Annotated in this window: 23 protein-coding genes and 3 tRNA genes; 8 read left to right on the top strand and 18 right to left on the bottom strand. The window is 65.7% G+C overall.

Annotated elements, in window-relative coordinates; all coding sequences use genetic code 11:
• Positions 1 to 49: 49 nt before the first annotated feature.
• Both PGN27_RS19005 and PGN27_RS19000 read right to left on the bottom strand, forming a co-directional pair.
• Entirely contained in the window at positions 50 to 1342 is a 1293-nt protein-coding gene (locus PGN27_RS19005; RefSeq protein WP_335327505.1) for a sugar transferase, read from the bottom strand.
• Between the two features lie 572 nt (positions 1343 to 1914).
• Positions 1915 to 2136, bottom strand: a complete 222-nt coding sequence (locus tag PGN27_RS19000; protein ID WP_335327504.1) for a hypothetical protein — start codon at positions 2134 to 2136, stop codon at positions 1915 to 1917.
• A 278-nt stretch (positions 2137 to 2414) separates the two neighbouring features.
• Here PGN27_RS19000 and PGN27_RS18995 point away from each other — a divergent pair, with 278 nt between their 5' ends.
• On the top strand, positions 2415 to 2984 hold the full coding sequence (locus PGN27_RS18995) for an arsenate reductase/protein-tyrosine-phosphatase family protein (RefSeq protein ID WP_335327503.1): 570 nt from the start codon (positions 2415 to 2417) through the stop codon (positions 2982 to 2984).
• Between the two features lie 50 nt (positions 2985 to 3034).
• Positions 3035 to 4009: an endonuclease/exonuclease/phosphatase family protein gene (locus PGN27_RS18990; protein WP_335327502.1), complete on the top strand. Its 975-nt coding sequence runs from the start codon at positions 3035 to 3037 to the stop codon at positions 4007 to 4009.
• A gap of 276 nt (positions 4010 to 4285) precedes the next feature.
• On the opposite strand, the gene rplA is transcribed toward PGN27_RS18990, so the two are convergent.
• The 14 genes from rplA to PGN27_RS18920 form a co-directional block, all read right to left on the bottom strand.
• A complete protein-coding gene (gene rplA / locus PGN27_RS18985; RefSeq protein ID WP_335327501.1) occupies positions 4286 to 5002 on the bottom strand; it encodes a 50S ribosomal protein L1 in 717 nt (238 codons plus the stop codon).
• A gap of 66 nt (positions 5003 to 5068) precedes the next feature.
• Positions 5069 to 5497, bottom strand: a complete 429-nt coding sequence (gene rplK, locus PGN27_RS18980; protein ID WP_030134391.1) for a 50S ribosomal protein L11 — start codon at positions 5495 to 5497, stop codon at positions 5069 to 5071.
• 51 nt (positions 5498 to 5548) lie between these two features.
• The gene (nusG, locus tag PGN27_RS18975; protein WP_335327500.1) at positions 5549 to 6316 is read right to left on the bottom strand and encodes a transcription termination/antitermination protein NusG; all 768 of its coding nucleotides are present in this window, start codon (positions 6314 to 6316) and stop codon (positions 5549 to 5551) included.
• Between the two features lie 29 nt (positions 6317 to 6345).
• Positions 6346 to 6804: a preprotein translocase subunit SecE gene (gene secE, locus PGN27_RS18970; RefSeq protein ID WP_335327499.1), complete on the bottom strand. Its 459-nt coding sequence runs from the start codon at positions 6802 to 6804 to the stop codon at positions 6346 to 6348.
• Positions 6805 to 6872: 68 nt separating this feature from the next.
• A tRNA-Trp gene (locus tag PGN27_RS18965) sits at positions 6873 to 6945 on the bottom strand.
• A 143-nt stretch (positions 6946 to 7088) separates the two neighbouring features.
• On the bottom strand, positions 7089 to 7595 hold the full coding sequence (gene hadC, locus PGN27_RS18960; RefSeq protein ID WP_335327498.1) for a (3R)-hydroxyacyl-ACP dehydratase subunit HadC: 507 nt from the start codon (positions 7593 to 7595) through the stop codon (positions 7089 to 7091).
• A 3-nt stretch (positions 7596 to 7598) separates the two neighbouring features.
• Positions 7599 to 8027, bottom strand: a complete 429-nt coding sequence (gene hadB, locus PGN27_RS18955) for a (3R)-hydroxyacyl-ACP dehydratase subunit HadB (RefSeq protein WP_019513967.1) — start codon at positions 8025 to 8027, stop codon at positions 7599 to 7601.
• Positions 8014 to 8490 carry a (3R)-hydroxyacyl-ACP dehydratase subunit HadA gene (gene hadA / locus PGN27_RS18950; protein ID WP_335327497.1) on the bottom strand — a complete coding sequence of 159 codons (477 nt, stop codon included), beginning with the start codon at positions 8488 to 8490 and terminating at the stop codon, positions 8014 to 8016. Before hadA ends, hadB begins: the two co-directional genes overlap by 14 nt.
• Positions 8491 to 8499: 9 nt before the next feature.
• The gene (gene rpmG, locus PGN27_RS18945) at positions 8500 to 8667 is read right to left on the bottom strand and encodes a 50S ribosomal protein L33 (protein WP_023985310.1); all 168 of its coding nucleotides are present in this window, start codon (positions 8665 to 8667) and stop codon (positions 8500 to 8502) included.
• A gap of 27 nt (positions 8668 to 8694) precedes the next feature.
• A tRNA-Met gene (locus PGN27_RS18940) sits at positions 8695 to 8768 on the bottom strand.
• A gap of 40 nt (positions 8769 to 8808) precedes the next feature.
• Positions 8809 to 8881 (bottom strand) — tRNA-Thr (locus PGN27_RS18935).
• 245 nt (positions 8882 to 9126) lie between these two features.
• On the bottom strand, positions 9127 to 9972 hold the full coding sequence (locus tag PGN27_RS18930; RefSeq protein WP_335327496.1) for a type IV toxin-antitoxin system AbiEi family antitoxin: 846 nt from the start codon (positions 9970 to 9972) through the stop codon (positions 9127 to 9129).
• 195 nt (positions 9973 to 10167) lie between these two features.
• Complete coding sequence (locus tag PGN27_RS18925) at positions 10168 to 11304, bottom strand: globin domain-containing protein (RefSeq protein WP_335327495.1); 1137 nt, start codon at positions 11302 to 11304, stop codon at positions 10168 to 10170.
• The gene (locus PGN27_RS18920; RefSeq protein WP_335327494.1) at positions 11301 to 11756 is read right to left on the bottom strand and encodes an RrF2 family transcriptional regulator; all 456 of its coding nucleotides are present in this window, start codon (positions 11754 to 11756) and stop codon (positions 11301 to 11303) included. The genes PGN27_RS18925 and PGN27_RS18920 overlap by 4 nt, the downstream gene beginning before the upstream one ends.
• A 128-nt stretch (positions 11757 to 11884) precedes the next feature.
• Here PGN27_RS18920 and PGN27_RS18915 point away from each other — a divergent pair, with 128 nt between their 5' ends.
• The 5 genes from PGN27_RS18915 (at position 11885) to PGN27_RS18895 (ending at position 16553) form a co-directional block, all read left to right on the top strand.
• On the top strand, positions 11885 to 12604 hold the full coding sequence (locus PGN27_RS18915; RefSeq protein WP_335327493.1) for an MBL fold metallo-hydrolase: 720 nt from the start codon (positions 11885 to 11887) through the stop codon (positions 12602 to 12604).
• A 100-nt stretch (positions 12605 to 12704) separates the two neighbouring features.
• Positions 12705 to 13829 (top strand): DUF4352 domain-containing protein, encoded by a 1125-nt coding sequence (locus PGN27_RS18910; protein ID WP_335327492.1) that lies wholly within the window; start codon positions 12705 to 12707, stop codon positions 13827 to 13829.
• 196 nt (positions 13830 to 14025) lie between these two features.
• Positions 14026 to 14892 carry a phospholipase effector Tle1 domain-containing protein gene (locus PGN27_RS18905; RefSeq protein ID WP_335327491.1) on the top strand — a complete coding sequence of 289 codons (867 nt, stop codon included), beginning with the start codon at positions 14026 to 14028 and terminating at the stop codon, positions 14890 to 14892.
• 84 nt (positions 14893 to 14976) lie between these two features.
• A complete protein-coding gene (locus tag PGN27_RS18900) occupies positions 14977 to 15828 on the top strand; it encodes a DUF8453 domain-containing protein (protein WP_335327490.1) in 852 nt (283 codons plus the stop codon).
• Positions 15829 to 15839: 11 nt separating this feature from the next.
• Complete coding sequence (locus PGN27_RS18895) at positions 15840 to 16553, top strand: crotonase/enoyl-CoA hydratase family protein (RefSeq protein ID WP_335327489.1); 714 nt, start codon at positions 15840 to 15842, stop codon at positions 16551 to 16553.
• Here PGN27_RS18895 and PGN27_RS18890 read toward each other — a convergent pair.
• Entirely contained in the window at positions 16550 to 17956 is a 1407-nt protein-coding gene (locus tag PGN27_RS18890) for an aminotransferase-like domain-containing protein (RefSeq protein ID WP_335327488.1), read from the bottom strand. The genes PGN27_RS18895 and PGN27_RS18890 overlap by 4 nt on opposite strands.
• Here PGN27_RS18890 and PGN27_RS18885 point away from each other — a divergent pair.
• Positions 17955 to 18911 (top strand): DMT family transporter, encoded by a 957-nt coding sequence (locus tag PGN27_RS18885; RefSeq protein ID WP_335327487.1) that lies wholly within the window; start codon positions 17955 to 17957, stop codon positions 18909 to 18911. The two genes, PGN27_RS18890 and PGN27_RS18885, sit on opposite strands and share 2 nt — an antisense overlap.
• Here PGN27_RS18885 and PGN27_RS18880 read toward each other — a convergent pair.
• On the bottom strand, positions 18889 to 19206 hold the full coding sequence (locus PGN27_RS18880) for a PASTA domain-containing protein (protein WP_335327486.1): 318 nt from the start codon (positions 19204 to 19206) through the stop codon (positions 18889 to 18891). The genes PGN27_RS18885 and PGN27_RS18880 overlap by 23 nt on opposite strands.
• Between the last annotated feature and the right edge of the window lie 132 nt (positions 19207 to 19338).

Below are 19338 nucleotides of genomic sequence, written 5' to 3'. Positions count from 1 at the left end.
GTCCAGCCTATCTCGGCTGGGCACTTCTGAGATCGTCATTTGCCTGTCCTCACCTTTCGCGGTACAAGACGACAGCGCGAAATGTTCGAAGTATGATCTTGATATCGAGCCACAGCGACCAGTTCTCGATGTAGAAGTTGTCGTAGCGGCACCGGTCGGCAATGGAGGTATCTCCCTTTAGGCCGCTGACTTGCGCAAACCCGGTAAGCCCCACCTGAACTCGATGCCGGTGTGCGTATCGTTCGAACTGCGTCGAGAACTGTTCAACGAAATGGGGACGCTCAGGTCGAGGTCCGACGATTGTCATGTCGCCACGAAGGATGTTCCACAGCTGCGGCAACTCGTCAATGGACGTCGAACGCAGGAACTTTCCGACCGGGCCAACTCGACTATCCGCTGAGACATTCCATTGCGTGGCCGATTCGGCTTCGTTGGCGGGCCGCATCGACCGGAACTTCAAAAGCTCGAATCTGCGGCCATCGCGACCAACACGAGTTTGCCGAAAGATGACACCTGGCCCGCCTTCCATCCGAACTGCGAGGGCGGCGACCGCAAGAACGGGCGACAGCACCAGTAGAGCAGCTCCGGCCGAGAAAATGTCGAACGCCCGCTTAATGATTCGTGCAGGTCCTCGAAGGTTGGGGTTACGAATTCTCATTATGGGGATGGATCCGATGTGGTCAGCCGTCCCGGTCAGAGTATGGAAGTGGTGCAATCTGGGCACTACGAGCAGCTCGGCCGTAAGTCCAACTTCAGTACGGACTGCGTCAATAAGCGCACGCTCGTCGAAGTCTCCGTCGGCGACGAGAATCGTGTCGGCGCCGCTGGTGATCATCGCCATGTCCAGATCAGCGAGCCGGCCGAGCCGAGGCAGTATCGCGGCGGCGGCGCAGACGTCGCTGTCGTCGACAAATCCCATAGGCACCAATCCGTACTCACGGTGGTCAGCGAGGGTCTTGGCAATTTCGGCCGCAGTCTGGCCGCCGCCGATCAGTACGGTCGGATGGCGCGCGATGCCAATGCTCCGGCCAAATCCGACCAATCGAGTCGTTATCAAGCGTCCGACGATGACGAGCGCAACAGCCTGACAAGCGGTCTCCAGGAAGATCAATACTTGCGGCTTGGCGTGTAGATGGAGTACCACCGCTGCTATTGCTGCCACCGTGGCCAGCAGCCGGGTGACGATTGACGGCAAGTCATCCATCACGCTGAGGTGCAGTGGTGCGACGTAGCGAACACCACCGGTGAGCAGCAGCGTTCCTAACACCGCCATAGTGAGAATCGTCAGCGGCTGCGGCGGCCGCCACATCATCGGAGCGGCCAACATCAGGAAGTCAACCACCGGTACAACCATCCAAGCTCGCACACGGCTCAAGTAGCCAACGCCCGCCGGCCCAGCGACCCTTGATAGCAAGCCGGCAGTCGGCCGGATGACATCGGCGCGCTGGAATGTGCCCCCCACCAGGAGATCCGCAACACTGTGCACGCTTGCCGCCGAGGGCTCCGAGCAAGAACTCGACACCGCAATCGCGGACTTCTTGGTGTCCGTCGTGCGGGGAATGAGATCTGCCGCAGGATCCACAACTGTCATTGAGCTGCGCCTCCCAGCCAGACTTCGAAAAAATTGACCCTAGCGTAAGTCGGCAAATGCGGTAGCGCCAGGCATGATGCCGATCGCCTTCGTGTGGACCGCGCACCGCGTGGCCCGAGCGGCGTGACTGCCTCACCATCCATGCTGTCGCACACTCCCTGTCACTACCTGTCAGAAATTTGCCCGTGAACTACGACCGGCCGAGAGTATCGGAGCAGATGGCACATCGTTCATTCTTTACCGCGGCACGCGATGCGGTAGGCGTTGATCAGGATGTTAGTGCTTAATTGACGACCCCGGAAGCCATACGCGAGATCTTTTCGCTACTTCGCGGGATCGGCGGCATCTTCGGCCAATAAGTGCTGGCAGAGGCCATTTTTTACACTTTCGGGTTGATCTTGAAGCGTAACGACCGCGTCCGGGCTCACATACGGAGATTCGGTATTCATATTGTTTGCTGAAGACGACGCGAAAGTCATCTGCTGCAGCCCCAGCGCCGTCGGCCCCAATGCGTCAACAACAAGCACGGCCACAAGCTTCGCCAAGTCCGGCGCTCCGGAGAGAGACGCAACAGCAAACTTTTGTGAAGGTACTGAAGTGAGCGAAGCCAAGCGGCTCACTTCCGCAGATCGGCGTCGGCGCCGGCCCTGAATAAGCCTTGCCAGAACGACGTATGTCCGTCTGTTCAGACTCGCGAGGACGTCATACCCGCGCTTCGATCCCTGACTGCCTCAAAATTTGCCATATCGACAGTTTGCGTATGAGTGGCACCAGTGGAGGACCAGGTCACGGCGATGGACTCGGATAGTGGATAGCATCCGACTTGCACCTCGAAGGGCTAGACGCCTCGCCAGTTCGACAGGAAAGGACCACGGCCCTGCACATACTCTTCGTTTGCACTGGAAACATCTGCCGATCGCCCACCGCAGAGCGCCTGGCGACCGCGCACGCCCACAAGACGGGCCTTGACGGGTTCTCTGCTTCCAGCGCGGGGACTCGCGCTGCGTCGGGACAACCCATACATCCCGAAGCGGAATCGGTACTGGTCAAGCTTGGCGGAGATCCCGCAGAATTTGCTGCCAGACATCTCACCGAGAGAATTGCGGGAAGTGCCGACCTCATTCTGACCATGACAACAGCACACCGAGCCTCGGTTCTCGAAGTTGCTCCGCAAAAGCTGAAACGCACCTTCACCCTGATCGAGGCCACCCGATTGGTGACTGAGCAAAATGCACGCACCCTTGCAGACCTCGCTAATTTTCGGCCATACCTCGACGGCAACGACGGCCTTGATATCGCCGACCCAATCGGCCAGAGCCCGGAGGTTTTCGCCGCGGTAGGGAAGCAGATCGCCGCGGCGCTGCCGCCAATACTAGAACTTTGCCGCTTTTAATGGCTTTACGCACCCGAGACCGCCGACGTGGCCCGGCATGGTCCCGACCAGTGTCGCTGACCACGGCTTTAGCCGTGCTGATGCTCGGATATGCCGTGATCGCAGTGCTCATCCGGGCTCTGCCGCTATCGAACCTGCCCGCACTTCTCGCGGTCGTCAGCCTCCCCTACGTGCCCTTGGGAGTCCTGGCCGCAACCTTTGCACTGCTGCTGTGCAGACGCGCACTTCTCGCCCTCGCAGCGTCGGCCGTCCTGGCCGCCGCGCTCGCCGTGCAGCTTCCCTGGTACTTCGGCGGAAGCGCAGCTGACAGTACTCGCCATCTGACCGTCCGAGTGCTGTCGTCGAACCTTCGATACGGCATGGCGGATCCGGCCTTCTTCGTCGAACTGGCCAGAACTAGTGCCGATGTGATCACGGTGTCGGAGCTGACGGCCGAAGCCGTGGAACGATTCAACCAAGCAGGCTTACGCCAGGTGTTCCCCTACTCAGCGCTGTCACCGCGGCCGCGGGCCGATGGAATCGGGTTGTGGAGCCGATACCCGATCACCGTTGTGCCCAGTGCCAAGTACGGAACCAACTCGAGTACTGCCCGCCTCAGCATCCCCGGTGTACAACACGAACCCATTGTGTCCAGCGTCCACCTGATGTCCCCCATCGCCGGCGACGAGAACACCTTCACCGACTGGGACCGAAAGATCACCGCGGCAAGATCCGAATTCGCCGACTACGCCGAGGCCGCGGGTCCGGCCGCGGTCATCATCGCCGGCGACTTCAACAGCACTGTGGACATGCGGCAGTTCCGCGACTTGCTCGATGTTGGCTACCAGGAGGCGGTCCGCCAGACCGGCGCCGGCTTCGGTCCGACGTACTCACCGCACCCGCGCATCCCGCCCCTGATCACGATCGACCATGTGCTGACCCGCAATTCGACCGCGACGTCCATCCATACCGTCGACGTACCCGGTTCCGATCACCGCGCCCTGCTGGCCACCGTCGCCGTTCCGCTGGACCCAGCCACCCCCTGAGTCGGCTACCTGCCCCGCGCACCCAACCCCGCAACACCCCCAGCACCCCGGGGCGCCGGAAGCCGGTGCACTCCCCCGGCGCGCACAACGCGCACTCGGCGCCGGGACGATAGTGCTCGTGCGCGGCACGCTCATGCCCGCACCGACAGATTCCGCCACTCACCGGGCCGATCCTAAGCGCTGCAGCGTGATTCCCGGTCACACCGTCGTCCGACGCGCAGCAAAATGCCCCCGCACCGAGGTGCGGGGGCATCGAGCTCAACTGGGGAGGCGGGCTCAGGCCTGCTCGTCCGCGGTGAAGTTGCGGGTGACCGAGGGATCCACGGGGATGCCGGGGCCGGTCGTGGTCGAGACGGTGACCTTCTTCAGGTAGCGACCCTTCGACGACGACGGCTTGGCACGCAGCACCTCGTCGAGGGCGGCGCCGTAGTTCTCGGCCAGCTTCTCGGCGTCGAACGACGCCTTGCCGATCACGAAGTGCAGGTTGGCCTGCTTGTCGACGCGGAAGTTGATCTTGCCGCCCTTGATGTCGGTGACGGCCTTGGCCACATCGGCAGTCACGGTGCCCGTCTTCGGGTTCGGCATCAGGCCACGGGGGCCCAGCACGCGGGCAATACGACCGACCTTGGCCATCTGGTCAGGGGTCGCGATGGCCGCGTCGAAATCCAGGAAACCGCCCTGGATCTTCTCGATCAGGTCATCGCTGCCGACGATATCGGCGCCGGCAACGGTAGCCTGCTCGGCCTTCTCACCCACGGCGAACACCGCGACGCGCGCGGTCTTACCGGTCCCGTGCGGCAGGTTGACGGTGCCGCGCACCATCTGGTCTGCCTTGCGCGGATCGACGCCCAGCCGGATGGCGACCTCGACGGTCGCGTCCTGCTTCTTCGACGACGTGTCCTTGGCCAGGCGGGCCGCCTGCAACGGGGTGTAGAGATTGTCGCGGTCCACCTTCTCGGCGGCCTCGCGATAGGCCTTGCTGCTCTTGCTCATTGGTGTCTCCAGTTCAGAGGGTGTGGTTGCCGGGCCGAAGCGGGCCCTCCCACGAATTGCTTGGTTTTACTTGACCGTGATGCCCATGGAGCGGGCGGTGCCGGCGATGATCTTCGCGGCGGCGTCGATATCGTTGGCGTTCAGATCTTCCTTCTTGGTCTCGGCGATCTCACGCACCTGATCCCAAGTGATCTCCGCGACCTTGGTGGTGTGCGGAGTGCCGGAACCCTTCTGGATGCCCGCTGCCTTCAGCAGCAGCTTGGCGGCCGGCGGGGTCTTCAGCGCGAAGGTGAAGCTGCGGTCTTCGTAAACCGTGATCTCCACCGGGATGACGTTGCCGCGCTGGGACTCCGTCGCGGCGTTGTACGCCTTGCAGAATTCCATGATGTTGACGCCGTGCTGACCGAGCGCCGGACCCACGGGCGGGGCAGGGTTGGCCTGCCCGGCCTGGATCTGGAGCTTGATGAGCCCGGTGACCTTCTTCTTCGGGGCCATGCTCTGGTTTTTCCTTCTCTCTTGGGCCCAGCCGATATCCGGGCCCGAAAACTAAATCTTGGCGACCTGGGTGAACGTCAGCTCGACCGGCGTTTCGCGGCCGAAGATCGACACCAGCACCTTGAGCTTCTGCTGCTCGGCGTTGACCTCGCTGATCGAGGCCGGCAGCGTCGCAAACGGGCCGTCCATCACGGTCACCGACTCGCCCACCTCGAAGTCGACCAGGATCTCCGGACGCTCCAGCGTCGCCTCGCTCGATGCGGCGGCAGCAGCCTTGGTCGAGGCCGGCTTCTTGGCAGCGGCGGGCGGCAGCAGGAACTTCACCACATCATCGAGCGACAGCGGCGACGGCTTGGACGTCGCACCCACGAAGCCGGTGACGCCGGGGGTGTTGCGCACCGCGCTCCACGACTCGTCGGTCAGGTCCATCCGGACCAGGATGTAGCCGGGCAGCACCTTGCGATTGACCTGCTTGCGCTGGCCGTTCTTGATCTCGGTGACCTCTTCGGTGGGTACCTCGACCTGGAAGATGTAGTCGCCGACGTCGAGGTTCTGCACGCGGGTCTCGAGGTTGGCCTTCACCTTGTTCTCGTAACCGGCGTACGAGTGGATGACGTACCAGTTGCCGGGGCGCGTCCGCAGATCCTTCTTCAAGGCGGTCGCCGGATCCTCATCCTCGGCAACCTCGGCAGCCTCGGCCGCGGGAGCCTCGGTCTCGGTGATCTCCTCGGCAGCTGCCGCTTCATCGATCACGTCGACGATGGCTTCACCCTCGGGGGTGTCGGCGTCGAAGGTTTCGTCGCCGTCGAAGCTAGTCACGGTTGTCAGTCCTCTCTCAAACTTTCGGGTCAGCCGAAGATGATTCCCACGAGCCGCACGAGCCCGAGATCAGCCAATCCGATCAGCGTCACCATGAACGCCAGGAACACCAGGACCACTGTGGTGTAGGTGACCATCTGCTTACGGTTCGGCCAGATGACCTTCCGCAGCTCGGCGATGACCTGCTTCAGGTAGTTCCAGACGAAGACGAACGGGTTGACCCGCGAGCCTTCCTTCTTCGCAGCCTTGGGCGCCTTGGTGCGCTTGGCCGCCTTCTCGTCCGAGTCGGAGCCCGCGTCACCGGCGTCGACGGCCGCGGTATCGGCACTGGCATCGGCATCGTCATCGATGACGCCGACGGCCGCGCGACGCGTCCGCTTTCCGGTCGGGCGCAGCGGTCGGGCTGCTGCGGCGGGCTGGCCGGCCGTCTCGCCGCCCTCGGGCGCCTCGTCTGCCGAAGGCCCCAGTGCCGGCTTGTCGTCGCTCACCGCATGCCTTTCGTCTGGTTACGTGTGGTCACCTTCCAGTGTCCACACTTGTCGAGTATTCAGTTGAGCAGGGGCGACAGGACTTGAACCTGCAACCTGCGGTTTTGGAGACCGCTGCTCTGCCAATTGAGCTACGCCCCTCTGTTCAGGGCCTCACACAGTTGCGCGCTCTCCGATCGGCCGATTGACGAACCGACGGACAGCGCGCTGTAGTGGGAAAACCCCGAGGACCGAGTGTACATCGGTCCAAGTACTACTTACTAATCCCCTCGTCCCTGCGCGCTCTACCCGGCCGCGGTCCGCAGCACCTGGCCGGACTCACGGTCGTAACGCACCGACACCGAGTTGTCGCCCTCGTGACCCATCAGCGTGGTGTACGCCTCCATGACCACGACGCCGTTCTCGTCGCGAAGGATATTGCGCGTCACGACGATATCGGCGTTGAACCTATTCTCGACGGACATGATCTCCAGCTCGGCGTGCAGGTGATCGCCCACCCGGATCGGCTGGTGGTACACGAATCGCTGATCGACCTGGATGATCTGCATGGTCTCCATGCCGACGTCGACATTGCGGAAGAAGTCCTGCTGCACCAGGTTGGCCAGGATCGAGACGAACGTCGGGCCTGCAACCAAGCGGTCATGACCCAGTTCGGCGGCCGCCTCCTCATGCAGCGATGCCGGATGCTCCGACTTCACCGCCTTCGCGAACATCTTGACCTGTTCGCGACCCACGATGAAAACCTCGGGGTACTTGTAGACCATCCCCCGGATGTCTGCCTTGAGCGCCATGGATCAGGCCAACTTCGCGGTGGCGATGGCGCGACCGAAGATCTTTTTCCCGCCGGTCGTCGCGGACAGCGCGATGGTCACGGACTTGGCGTCGGCGTCGACCGACTTCACCCGACCGTTGAACACCAGCTCGGCTCCCACGCCGTCATTGGGGACGGGGACCACCGCGGTGAACCGCACGTTGTACTCGGTGACCGCTGCCGGGTCGCCCACCCATTCGGTGACATAACCGCCGCCGAGGCCCATGGTCAGCATGCCGTGGGCGATGGCGGTGTCCAGACCGACCTGCTTGGCGATCTCGTCGTCCCAGTGGATCGGGTTCAGGTCACCGGAGACCCCGGCGTAGTTGACCAGATCCTGGCGGGTCAGCGGAATCACCTTCTCCGGAAGGGTGTCCCCCACGCTGACCGAACTGAATTCACGCAGTGCCATCTGAAAAGCCCTCTTCTCCGTCGCCCGAACGCCCCGCCAGGGTCGTCAAGGCCTCCTGGACAACCTCACCCTTGTCGTTGGTGATGATGTTCTTGGTGACGATGATGTCGGTGCCGTGCGCCTGACGCACCGAATCGACGTACACATCGCAATGCAGCCGGTCCCCTACGCGGATCGGCCGGACAAATGTGAACGCCTGATCGACCTGAACGATCTGGGCGTCGTGGATACCGATGTTGGCGTGCTTGAAGAACGCAAACTGGGCGGTGTAACCGAAGATGCTGATGAAGGTCAGCGGCGCCGGCAGGACCGGGTGGCCCAGCTCGGCGGCGACAGCTTCGTCCTGGAAGTACGCGGCGTCGTTCTTGACCGCTACGGCGTACTCGCGCACCTTTTCACGCCCGACCTCATATTCGTCGGGATAGCGATAATGCATCCCGACGATATCGGTCGACAGAGCCACGACGAACGGTCAGCGAGACTCTTTGTGCGGCTGGTGGTGACCGCAGTTCGGGCAGAACTTCTTGATCTCCAGCCGATCGGGGTCGTTCCGACGGTTCTTCTTGGTGATGTAGTTACGGTGCTTGCACACCTCGCAGGCCAAAGTGATCTTCGGCCGTACGTCGGTACTCGACGCCACGTCTCTTGCCTCTCGTTGTTCTGCCTGTAGCGGTGGGGAGGCTCGATCTCCCGACCTCACGATTATGAGTCGTGCGCTCTAACCAGCTGAGCTACACCGCCCCGATCGACGCAGGCGGAGCTCCGCCAGGCGCGTCCACCGAGCCCCCTAACGGAATCGAACCGTTGACCTTTTCCTTACCATGGAAACGCTCTGCCGACTGAGCTAAGGGGGCCTTGCACTACCTTCGGCCGTAGGGCCTTAAAGAGGGTACATTCTCGCTGTTCCTGCTGCCAAAACGGCTGGTCTGAGGCCGGTTTTCCGCTGTTCACGAGGGTACGCCGGCTCGCTTGGCACCTGGTTTCAGCCGTCAACAGCATCTGGGCCTTTGAGCTGAATCCAGGTAGGCGATCTGGCCCCACGCGCTACCTGGGTTCAGTTTCGCAGCGCAATGGCGCTCTCTCGCTGAAACCATGTCACTCAAGCCGCTCGCCAGCCGCGCCCGTAGAGCGCCGCGGCGACGCGTCCGACCACATCGGCCAGGGTGTCCTCGGCGATCACCCGGATGACCACCCACCCACGAGCCTGCAGTGCCCGATTGACCTTCTGATCCCTGACGTAGGTCGCCCGATCGGTCTGGTGATGCCGACCGTCGTACTGAACGGCGACCCGCAGGTGCTCCCAGCCCATGTCGACCCTTGCCACGATCCGCCCCTGGCCGTCGACGACCGGGATCTGAGTCCGGTCGGGTGGCATGCCCGCATCGGTCAGCGCGAGGCGCAGCCGGGTCTCCTGGGGTGACTCGGCACCGGCGTCGACCAGAGCCAGAGCTGTCGTGAGCCGGCGGATGTCGGTGGCGCGTGGGTAGCGCCCGAGCAGCGGCGCGACATCGTCGACGGTCACCCGACCGAGCGTCAGCAGCGCGTCGATGCGAGCGACGGCCTCATCGCGCGGCAGGTGCCTGCCGAGGTCGAAGATCGTCCGGGCTGGGGTGGTGACCGTGATACCGGCGATGGTGGTCACCTCATCGGCCGAGAAGGACTCGTTGCGGACGATCAATCCGCTCGGCGGATGGGTGTTGCGCCACAACAACTCGATGGGGACGTCGTCGTCGACCCATTTCGCGTGATGCAGCGCCGACGCCGCGACACCTGCGATGACACCCCGGCGCCCCGACCACAGGAACGCTGCACGCGCCCGGTCGCGGACCGATGGTGCGGGCGGACCGTAGATGTTGGGAAGGATGCGCCCGTATCGCGTGCGCAGCTGGTGGCGCGTCACCCGGCCGGCGGCCAACGCCTCGCTGCCGATGAAGACCCCACCCATGCACCGATGCTGGCATCGCGGACAGCGGGACAACACCCCAGAAGCCCGCGCCTGTGGATAAGCGACCTGGCTTCAGTCAGAAGCAAGTTGTCGGGCGAGCCGCTGCGCTCAGGTAGAGATTTCGACCCAAATGCATACGTGGGTTCAGTCTGACCGGCTGACGCCGTCTTCAGACTGAACCCACGTAGATACGAGCTACGACAGCAGCCAGTCGTTCGGGCTGAACAGCTCGCTGTGCACCCGGGTCACCCCGCGCGCCAGCAGCTGATCGCGCACGGCGCGGACGAAACCGTCGTTACCGCACAGGTAGACCTCGGCGTCCTCGGGCAGCTCCACACCGTCCAGGGACATCAGGTCCTCGTACCAGAGCTGCAGCGTGGCGTTGGGCAGCGCGTCGACCAGCTCGCGCTGGCGTTCCCGCAGCGGATGGGTCTGCTCGCTGCGATCGGCGTGCAGCACCTGCACGCGGGCATCGGTGGGCAGCGCTTCGAGGATGCCGATCATCGGGGTGATGCCGATCCCGGCAGAGATGAGCACCAGCGGCACACCGGGCGCCGGCGCGGGCAGGTCGCCGAACGGCACCGTCACGTCCAGCAGATCGCCGACCCGCAGGTTGTCGCGGATCCACTCCGACACCTCACCGGCGGGCTTGACCGCGAAGGTCAGCTGCCCGTCGCCCGGCTTGTTCACCAGGCTGTACTGCCGCAACTGGCGCGCCCCGTCGGGCAGTGTGACGCCGACCGAGACGTACTGTCCGGCACCGAAATTCAGATCGGAGGCGACGCTGACCAGCACTGCGCCCGAGGGATCGTCGACCCGGGCGGTCACCTGGCCACGACGGTAGACGTCACCGGCGACCACCCCGGCCTGCTCATACAGGTCACGTTCCATGTCGATCAGGGTGTTGGCCATGATCCAGTAGACGCGGTCCCAGGCCTCGGCCACCTCGGCGGTGACGGTCTCGGCGCCCAGTACCTCCACGATCGCGGCGAACAGATGCTCGTGCACGATCGGGTACTGATCGGCCGTCACGCCCAGCGACGCGTGCTTGTGCCCGATCCGCGACAGCAGCTCGGCGGGGTGCGGGAGGTCGGGATCGACCAGATGGGTCGCAAACGTGGCGATCGAGGCGGCCAGCGCCCGCTGCTGGGCACCCTGGGCCTGGTTGCCCCGGTTGAACAGATTGCGCAGCAGCGCCGGGTGCGCTGCGAAGAGCCTCTTGTAGAAGGAGCTGGTGATGGCGTCGATATGGGCGCCGACCAGTGGCAGCGTCGCCCTGATCATCTCGGCGTGTGCGGGCTGCAGTTCCTCGGGAGCAGCGACGACGGTCATGGGGTGTTCCTTCCTGCGATTTCCAACGGGAGTGTCACGACCGGCAGCAGGCCGCTGCCGGTCAGGTCTTGGAGGGTGTGGTTGTCCAGTTCGCGGTAGAAGGCCTCTTTGGCCTCGGCCAGGACCCGGCGCAGTCGGCACCCGGCGATCAGCGGGCATGGCCGATCGCCCGCGCAGTCGATCACCTCGGCGTCGCCCTCCAGGCGGCGCACCAACCAACCGAGCGAGACCGTGCGCCCGTCCTCGGTGAGCGAAAGTCCGCCCACACGACCACGTTTGGCGTTGACCATGCCGAGCTCGACCAGCCGGGCGACGGCCTTGGCGACGTGATGCTCGGAGGCGTCGGCGCCGGTCGCGATCGAGCGGGTGGTGATGCGGCGTTCGGCGGCGTCCCCCGCGGCCAGCAGCATCATCGTGCGCAGCCCCAGGTCGGTGAACCGGGTGAGTTGCATGGCGCTGACGCTACAAATCCTGCATCGCGAATACCAGATAACGGGCAGTGGCTTTAAACACGCGCTGACGTGCGGTTTTTAGACCTGCGGTTTCGATCGTCCGCGCCCGTACCCATAAGGTGTTGCGCATGGCTTCCGACGCTGATCGCCTGTACTTCCGCCAGCTGCTGTCGGGTCGCGACTTCGCGGCCGCCGACCCGATCGCCCAACAGATGCGCAACTTCGCCTACCTGATCGGTGACCGCGAAACCGGCGACGCCGTCCTGGTCGACCCCGCGTACTCGGCGGGCGAACTCGTCGACGCACTGGAGGCCGACGGCATGCGATTGTCCGGTGTGCTGGTCAGCCACCACCACCCCGACCACGTCGGCGGCACCATGATGGGCTTCACACTGGCCGGTGTCGCCGAGCTGCTCGAGCGGGTCAGCGTTCCGGTACACGTCAATGCCCTTGAGGGCGAATGGGTTTCCAATGTCACCGGCATCGCGATGAGCGAGCTGACCGGCCACCAGCACGGCGACAAGGTCAGCGTCGGCGGTATCGACATCGAACTGCTGCACACCCCCGGACACACTCCGGGCAGCCAGTGTTTCCTGCTCGACGGCCGACTGGTGGCCGGCGACACCCTGTTCCTGGAGGGTTGCGGGCGCACCGACTTCCCCGGCGGCAACGTCGATGACATGTTCCACAGCCTGCAGAAGCTCTCGACGCTATCCGGCGATCCGACCGTGTTCCCCGGCCACTGGTATTCCGCCGAGCCGAGCGCCCCGCTGTCGGATGTGAAGCGCTCCAACTACGTCTACCGCGCCAGCAATCTGGACCAGTGGCGCATGCTGATGGGCGGCTGACCGCCTCCGCTGACCGGCGATAATTTCGCGACCGTTTGCTGGCTGGACTATTGTGCGAGGTCACAGCGCTCTCGGGCGCGCGTTAGGGAGGAAACCCCGCATGACGACACCGCCGACCGCGGCCGGCTGGTACCCGGATCCCGACGGTTCCGGAGGTCAACGTTACTGGGACGGCACGGAGTGGACCGCCCAGCGCCCCGAGGGACCCGAGTTCACCGAAGAGACGTCGGCCTGGCCCGCCGAGCTGCCGCCATGGCCCGAAGACGTGATGGCGATGCCGTCCTGGGAGGACGCCGGCAAGGGCGAGCCGCCCGTCATCGCCGCCGATCCGGAACCCGAGCCCGAGCCCGAGACCGTGGAGCCAGAGCCCGAGACCATGGAGCCCGAGCTCGCCGCGGCCGTGGAACCCGAGACCGAACCGGTCATCGACCCACCGGCCGACGCATCTGAGCCCGTCGAACCTGCCAGCGAGCCGCCCGCCGACCAGTGGCCGCAGCCAGACCTCACCATTCCGACGGTGACACCCACGACGCCCGCGTTCGACCAGACCACCGCGGTGGTGCCGACGCTGCCGCCACCGCCCGCGGAGCCGCTGGCCTTCGGCGGCGTCGGCGATATCGCGGCCAAACCCGCGCCCAAGAGCCCGCTCAAGGGCTACCTGCTGGGCGTCGCGGCGTTGCTGATCGTGTTGGTCGGTGTGCTCGTCTGGGCCTTCGCGTTCGCCGATCCCGGCTCCGGCTCCCCCGAGGCCAGCGGTACGGATGGGACCGTGGCGACCGATGGGGCCACTGCGCCCACCGTTCCCACCACGGATTCCGCCGACGCCGGTGACGCGCCCGCCCCGGCCGAAGGATCGGTCGTCGACGGCGACGTGACGATCACCGAGAACGGCGTCGACACGGTGCCGACGGTGTCTGCGGTCGACAACGAGTTCCTCACCAAGACGGCCACCGGAAAATTCGTCCTGGTCAAGTTGACGTTCCTCAACAACGGCCAGTCCCCCGCCACGTTCCTGTCCGACCAGCAGGTATTGACCGCGGGCGGGCAGCCCTATTCGCCCGATACCGAGGCGACCTTCTACCTCAACGGGATCTCGGCGGTGCTGTATCCGGGCGAGCCGGTACAGGTGACCGTCGCCTACGACATCCCCGCCGACAGCAACCCGGAGTTCATCCAGGTCTCCGGTGACCTCGGCAGCGCCGGCGGACGGATTGCGCTGAACTGACCGAAATAGCTCGGTCGACTGCCGGCCGTGCGTTTTCCGGCCGACTTCCGACGAATTCCGTCGCACATGGTGGTTTAGACCCCGAAATTCGTCGACAGAGCTATCGTCATGGGCGAGATTCCGCCTTGGTTGCGACGAGCGAGCTTGGCAGAATGATTCGCCAGGATTCGATTCAAGTGCATACCGGGGGGTTGCCGTGACGAATATCGTGCTGTGCTTCGACCAAGCGGGGGAAACCAATGCCGCGGCGCTGTTCCGCCGCGTCGATCCCGCAGATCAGATCAGCTGGCATCGACACACCAGCCGACGCGCCGACCGAGCGCGTGCGGCGGTCGCGGCGGCATACGACTTCCTCACCGAACACTGGCATCCCGGCGACCCGGTCTATGTCTTCGGTGCGGGCAGCGGCGCGTCATGCGCACAAGCCTTGGCGCGGCTGCTGAGCACCATCGGCGTGCTCGACGGCGAACTGCGCGACTACATGCTGTCGACTTACGCGCTGCCGCGCACCGAACGCTCGGCACAGGAATGGCGCCGCGTCACCGAGGTGGCCGCCGGACTGGCCGAGCACGACGATATCGCGGTGCCGGTGCGCTTCCTCGGCCTATGGGACAGCACACCCATCCGCGGTGCCGGCGGGCCCGTGGACGTCGCCGACGGCCGCCACGCCCTCGCCATCGACGGCGGCCCGTCGTGGCAGCGCGTCGACGGCGTTAATGAGGTGTGGTTCCGCGGAACCCACCGCGACATCGTCGGTGGCGCCCTGACCCTGGAGTGGATGCTCGACGGTGCCACGCAGGCCGGCCTGCGACTGGACACCGCCCCGTCGGTGCACGCCGAGCCCGACAGTTCGGCGCTGACGCTTCCGCTGCGCAGACTGCCCGAGACCGCGGCGGTACACGCCAGCGTGCAGATGCACCTGCACAACCACCCGCGGTACTGGCGGCGCCTGCCCGCCCGCGTGCAGTGGCACGACCTCGACTGGCTCGACCGTGGCGAGCGGCTGCTGGCTACCGAACGCACCGCACCGACACCGGTAAGGGTGCTGGCCACCGCCTCCTAGAAGGCGTACCAGCAACGCCGTATCGCCCATCGTGTGCGATCATCAGCGAAGTTCGGTATTCGCTTTCGACGACATGAGGTCACGGTGGACTGGTTCAAAGATCGGTGGGCCGACCTGTCCGGCCTCGGCTCGACGGGATGGTTGGCGATCGCGGCATGGGCGGGGTTGGCCCTCGCGCTGGCGGCGCTGATCTTCACTGGCCGCGCGTTGAAGCGAAACCGCCAGCTCAGAAGCGATGAAATACGGCCGCATGTGTCCGTTTTCATCGAACCCCACCCGACCGACTGGCATGTCATCGAACTGGTGGTGCGTAACTTCGGACAGACCGCCGCCCAGGACATCCGACTGGAGTTCGCCACCCCGCTGACCGTCGGGCGATACGAGGACGGCTACCCTGACCGGCTACCCGAGATCGCCGAACTGACACTGCCCAGCGAACTCACCCAGCTGGCGCCCGGGCAGGAGTGGCGAACAGTGTGGGACTCGGCGATCAGCCGTGCGGAGTTCGGCGAACAGATCGGCTCCCGGTTCGAGGGCACCGTCCGTTACCGGGCCGGCACCCGCGACTTCGAATCCGCCGTCGTCCTCGACTGGGCCACACTGCAACCCGTGCAACGCCTCGAACTGCTGACCACCCACGACCTGGCCAAGCGGGAGAAGCAGAAGCTGGAGCTGCTGCGCAGCGTGCTCACTTACTTCCACTACGCGTCCAAGGAGACCCGACCCGAGGTCTACCGCGCGGAGATCGAGCGGATGAACCAGGCGGTGCGCGAGACCCAGGACGGGTGGCGCACCCGACAGAGCGACGAAACCGCCCAACTCGACTTCCCGTGGAACACCGGCCCGGCACACAATGGCAGCCAGCCCGCAGCGCAACAGCCCACCGGACGGCATCACTCCAGCCCCGCCATCGGAATTCGCCAGCACGCTCCGTAACATCCGGACCTATGACCGCCACCTATGCCGTGCACGAATCCGTCGCCACCATCACCCTGGACGACGGCAAGGTCAACGCGCTCTCACCGGCGATGCAGGCCGCCATCAACACCGCGTTCGACCAGGCCGCCGCCGATGTCGAGGCCGGGACCGTCAAGGCCGTGGTGCTGGCGGGTAACGGGCGCGTGTTCAGCGCGGGATTCGAACTCAGCGTCTTCGCCTCCGGAGATGCCGAGGCCGGGTACGGCATGCTGCGCGGCGGATTCGAACTGGCGCTGCGCGTGCTGACCTTCCCGGCCCCGGTGGTGATGGCCTCGACCGGGCCCGCGATCGCCATGGGATCGTTCCTGATGCTGACCGGTGACCACCGGGTCGGATCGGTGAAGTCGCGCTTCCAGGCCAACGAGGTGGCCATCGGCATGGTCATCCCCCAGGCCGCACTGGAGATCATGCGGATGCGGCTGACCCCGCCGGCCTACTCGCGCGCGGTATCGGTGGCCGCGGTGTTCGCCGGTGACGCGGCGATCGACGCCGGCTGGGTGGACGAGATCGTCGAGCACGAGGCCGTGCTGGTGCGCGCACAGGAGATCGGCGCCGAGTACGCCGCCACCCTGAACCTCAAGGCCCACCTGGCCAGCAAGGTCAAGGCCCGCCAGATCGCGATCGACGCTATCCAGGCCGGTATCGACGGGCTGGCCGAGGAATACAAGAAGTCGGTCAGCTAGCGCTGCGCGGCAAGTGATTCCGCGAGGATGACGGCGGCCTCGTCGTAGGCCGCCGGGTCCGGGCCCGCGAAGTTCAGGCGCAGGTAGGGTCCGGTAGGCTCGGCCGGAAACCATTGGTCGCCACCGGCGATGACCAGACCCCGCGATTCGGTGTCCTTGATGAGCCGATCGAGGTCGACCCCGTCGGGCAGCCGCACCCAGAGGTTCAGCCCACCGGGTGGTAGCGCCGAGACCGTCGCCTCCGGCAGGTGGGTGGAGATCGCATCGACGAGCAGATCGCGTCGGGCGCGCAGCATCTTGCGCAGCGCGCGGTGGTGCGTCTGCCAGCCCGGCTGGGTGACGATATCAAGGGCGGCCGTCTGCAGCAGGCCACTGACATACATCGATTGCGCGTGCAGCTCGCCGAGCAGTCGGGTGTGCAGCGGGCCTCGCGCGATGACCGCGGCAACCCGGATGCCCGGCGAGATGCTCTTGGTCAGGGACCGTAGGTAGACCACGTGGCCGCTGTCATCTCGGGCCGCCAGCGGAGTTGCGTCGGTGTCGATCCCGAAATCGTGCGCCCAGTCATCCTCGATGAGGAAGGCCCGATGCCGTCGGACGATCTCCAGGACATCGGAACCGGTCGACGAATTCCACTGGGCACCAGTCGGATTCGCGAAGCTCGGTTGCGCGTAGAAAGCACGGGCCCCGGTCTCGGCGAAGGCGCGCTCCAACGCATCGAGATCGGGACCCGCCGGCCCGGCGGGGACCGGAACCAACGTCACGCCGACCTGCCGCGCGGCGATGATGGCGCCCCAGTAGGTCGGTGACTCGATCAGCAGCGCGCCTCCTGGCCCGGCGATGCTGCGGAACAGCGCGCCGAGTCCGAGTTGGCTGCCGGGAAGCACGAGCACGTCCCGCATGGCCGGGGCGGTGAGATGGGCGGGCGTCTGCGATGCGAGCTCGGCGGCGAACCAGGCGCGCAGACTCGCCATGCCTTCGGGTTCGGGGCGTTCCAGCGCCGCGTCGCTGCGCGCTGCCCGGGTGAGCGCCGCGCGGACGAGCCGTTCGGGCAGCAGCTCGCGATCGGGGTATCCCGAATGCAGCGCGATCGCGCCGGGCCGCGGCGAACGCAATGCCGCGGGTGCCTGCGCGGCGATGGCGCCCGATCGTAAGACGCCGGTCTGCCATGAGTAATCGCGCGGTCCGACGGCTCGCGTCGCGCTGACGAAAGCGCCGACGCCCGGTCGGGTCTCGATGAGCCCACGCGCGGCCAGTGACCGCAGTGCCGATTGGACGGTGACCGGGCCGGCCCCGTAGCGGGCGGCCAGCTCCCGTGTCGACGGCAGGCGCTCACCCGGGGAAGCCGCGGCCACCCACCGTTGGAGTTCACGCTCGATCCGCGCACTGCTACTGTCGATCATGAAGGATCAGAGTAGCGCTACCGCGCAACGCGCCTCCGCGCTATCGCACCCCCGACAGGGACTCGCCTGGGGATGTGTCGGTGTCCTGGCGTTCTCGTTGACCGTCCCGTTGACGCGCATCGCGGTCGAGGCGGGCCACCTGTCGGCGCTTTTCGTCGGTAGCGCGCGCGCCGTCGTCGCCGCCGCGATCGCCGCGGCGGCATTGCTGGTCACCCGCTCGCGCCGGCCCACCGGAGGCCAGTGGATCAGCGTGGGCATCGTCGCGGCGGGCGCCGTGCTGGGCTTTCCCGTCCTGACGTCGTTCGCGCTGACACAGACGCACGCCAGCCACGGCGCCGTCGTGATCGCGCTGCTGCCCGCGACGACGGCCTTCGTCTCCGTGCTGCGCACCGGGGAACGGCCGACTGCGACGTTCTGGTGCGCCGCCGCTGCCGGGGCAGTCGCCGCCGTCGCCTTCGCGGCCGTGCATGCGGGCGGCATGGGACGTCTGCAACCGGCCGATGGCCTGCTGTTCGCGGCCGTGGTGGTCTGTGCCGTCGCCTATGCCGAGGGCGGCGTGCTGGCCAGGAGCCTCGGTGCGTGGCAGACGATCTCGTGGGCGCTGGTGGCGGCCGCCCCGATCATGGCGGCGCTCACGGTTCATGCGATCGTGTCGCATCCGCCCACGGGCACGCCGACCGAGTGGGCGAGCTTTGCCTACCTGTGCGTGGTGAGCATGTTCCTCGGCTTCGTCGCCTGGTACCGCGGCCTCGCAATCGGTCCGCTGGCACAGGTCAGCCAGATCCAACTGGCTCAACCGATCCTGAGCATCGGGTGGGCCGCGGTACTGTTACACGAGCCCATCACCGCGGTCACGGTCATCGGCGGCACCGCGGTCATCGCGTGCGCCCTGCTGGCGGTCCGGTCCCGGGTGGGCCGGCCCGCACTACCTACTAGCAGTCGCCGCGCTTGTTGACCGCGATCGCGGTCCAGGTCTTGGCGCTGAGGGTCTTGCCCGCCGCGGGCTGCTGCTTGCAGACATCCCACATGCTCGGAGCCCGGATGGTCCAGCTTTCCACGTAGGCGTTGATGACCTCCAGCTGCGGACCGCCGGCATCCTTGACCGTCGTGTCGTACAGCGCCTGCGCATCGGCCAGGCTCAGCCCCCGCAAGTTGGGCATCGTCCATGCCGTCGCAGCCGAAGCCGTCGGGGCACCCGCCACCGACAGCGCAAGGACCGCAGCTCCGCTGACTGCAAGTGTCCTGATCAACGCCCACTCCCTCTGTCGTCGTGCCGTGGCACGCGTCGTCGTCCCCGGCAGCCTAGACCGAACGCACGGGTGTTTTCCCGACCTTCACCTGTCTTGTCTTGCTTTGTGCCCAGCCCGTTACGCTGAGCGGCG

The sequence above is a fragment of the Mycolicibacterium neoaurum genome (genome assembly GCF_036946495.1).
Classification (GTDB): domain Bacteria; phylum Actinomycetota; class Actinomycetes; order Mycobacteriales; family Mycobacteriaceae; genus Mycobacterium; species Mycobacterium neoaurum_B.
Note: the sequence above shows the minus strand (reverse complement) of the source record. Positions and strands in the feature narration are given on the sequence as shown.

Coding starts and splice junctions, on each gene's coding strand:
- PGN27_RS18890 (WP_335327488.1), bottom strand. CDS start 17,956: ATGATCGACAGTAGCAGTGCGCGGATCGAGCGTGAACTCCAACGGTGG.
- PGN27_RS18885 (WP_335327487.1), top strand. CDS start 17,955: ATGAAGGATCAGAGTAGCGCTACCGCGCAACGCGCCTCCGCGCTATCG.
- PGN27_RS18925 (WP_335327495.1), bottom strand. CDS start 11,304: ATGACCGTCGTCGCTGCTCCCGAGGAACTGCAGCCCGCACACGCCGAG.
- rplK (WP_030134391.1), bottom strand. CDS start 5,497: ATGGCCCCGAAGAAGAAGGTCACCGGGCTCATCAAGCTCCAGATCCAG.
- hadB (WP_019513967.1), bottom strand. CDS start 8,027: ATGGCACTGCGTGAATTCAGTTCGGTCAGCGTGGGGGACACCCTTCCG.
- PGN27_RS18895 (WP_335327489.1), top strand. CDS start 15,840: ATGACCGCCACCTATGCCGTGCACGAATCCGTCGCCACCATCACCCTG.
- PGN27_RS18910 (WP_335327492.1), top strand. CDS start 12,705: ATGACGACACCGCCGACCGCGGCCGGCTGGTACCCGGATCCCGACGGT.
- PGN27_RS18930 (WP_335327496.1), bottom strand. CDS start 9,972: ATGGGTGGGGTCTTCATCGGCAGCGAGGCGTTGGCCGCCGGCCGGGTG.
- PGN27_RS18915 (WP_335327493.1), top strand. CDS start 11,885: ATGGCTTCCGACGCTGATCGCCTGTACTTCCGCCAGCTGCTGTCGGGT.
- rplA (WP_335327501.1), bottom strand. CDS start 5,002: ATGAGCAAGAGCAGCAAGGCCTATCGCGAGGCCGCCGAGAAGGTGGAC.
- hadC (WP_335327498.1), bottom strand. CDS start 7,595: ATGGCGCTCAAGGCAGACATCCGGGGGATGGTCTACAAGTACCCCGAG.
- PGN27_RS18920 (WP_335327494.1), bottom strand. CDS start 11,756: ATGCAACTCACCCGGTTCACCGACCTGGGGCTGCGCACGATGATGCTG.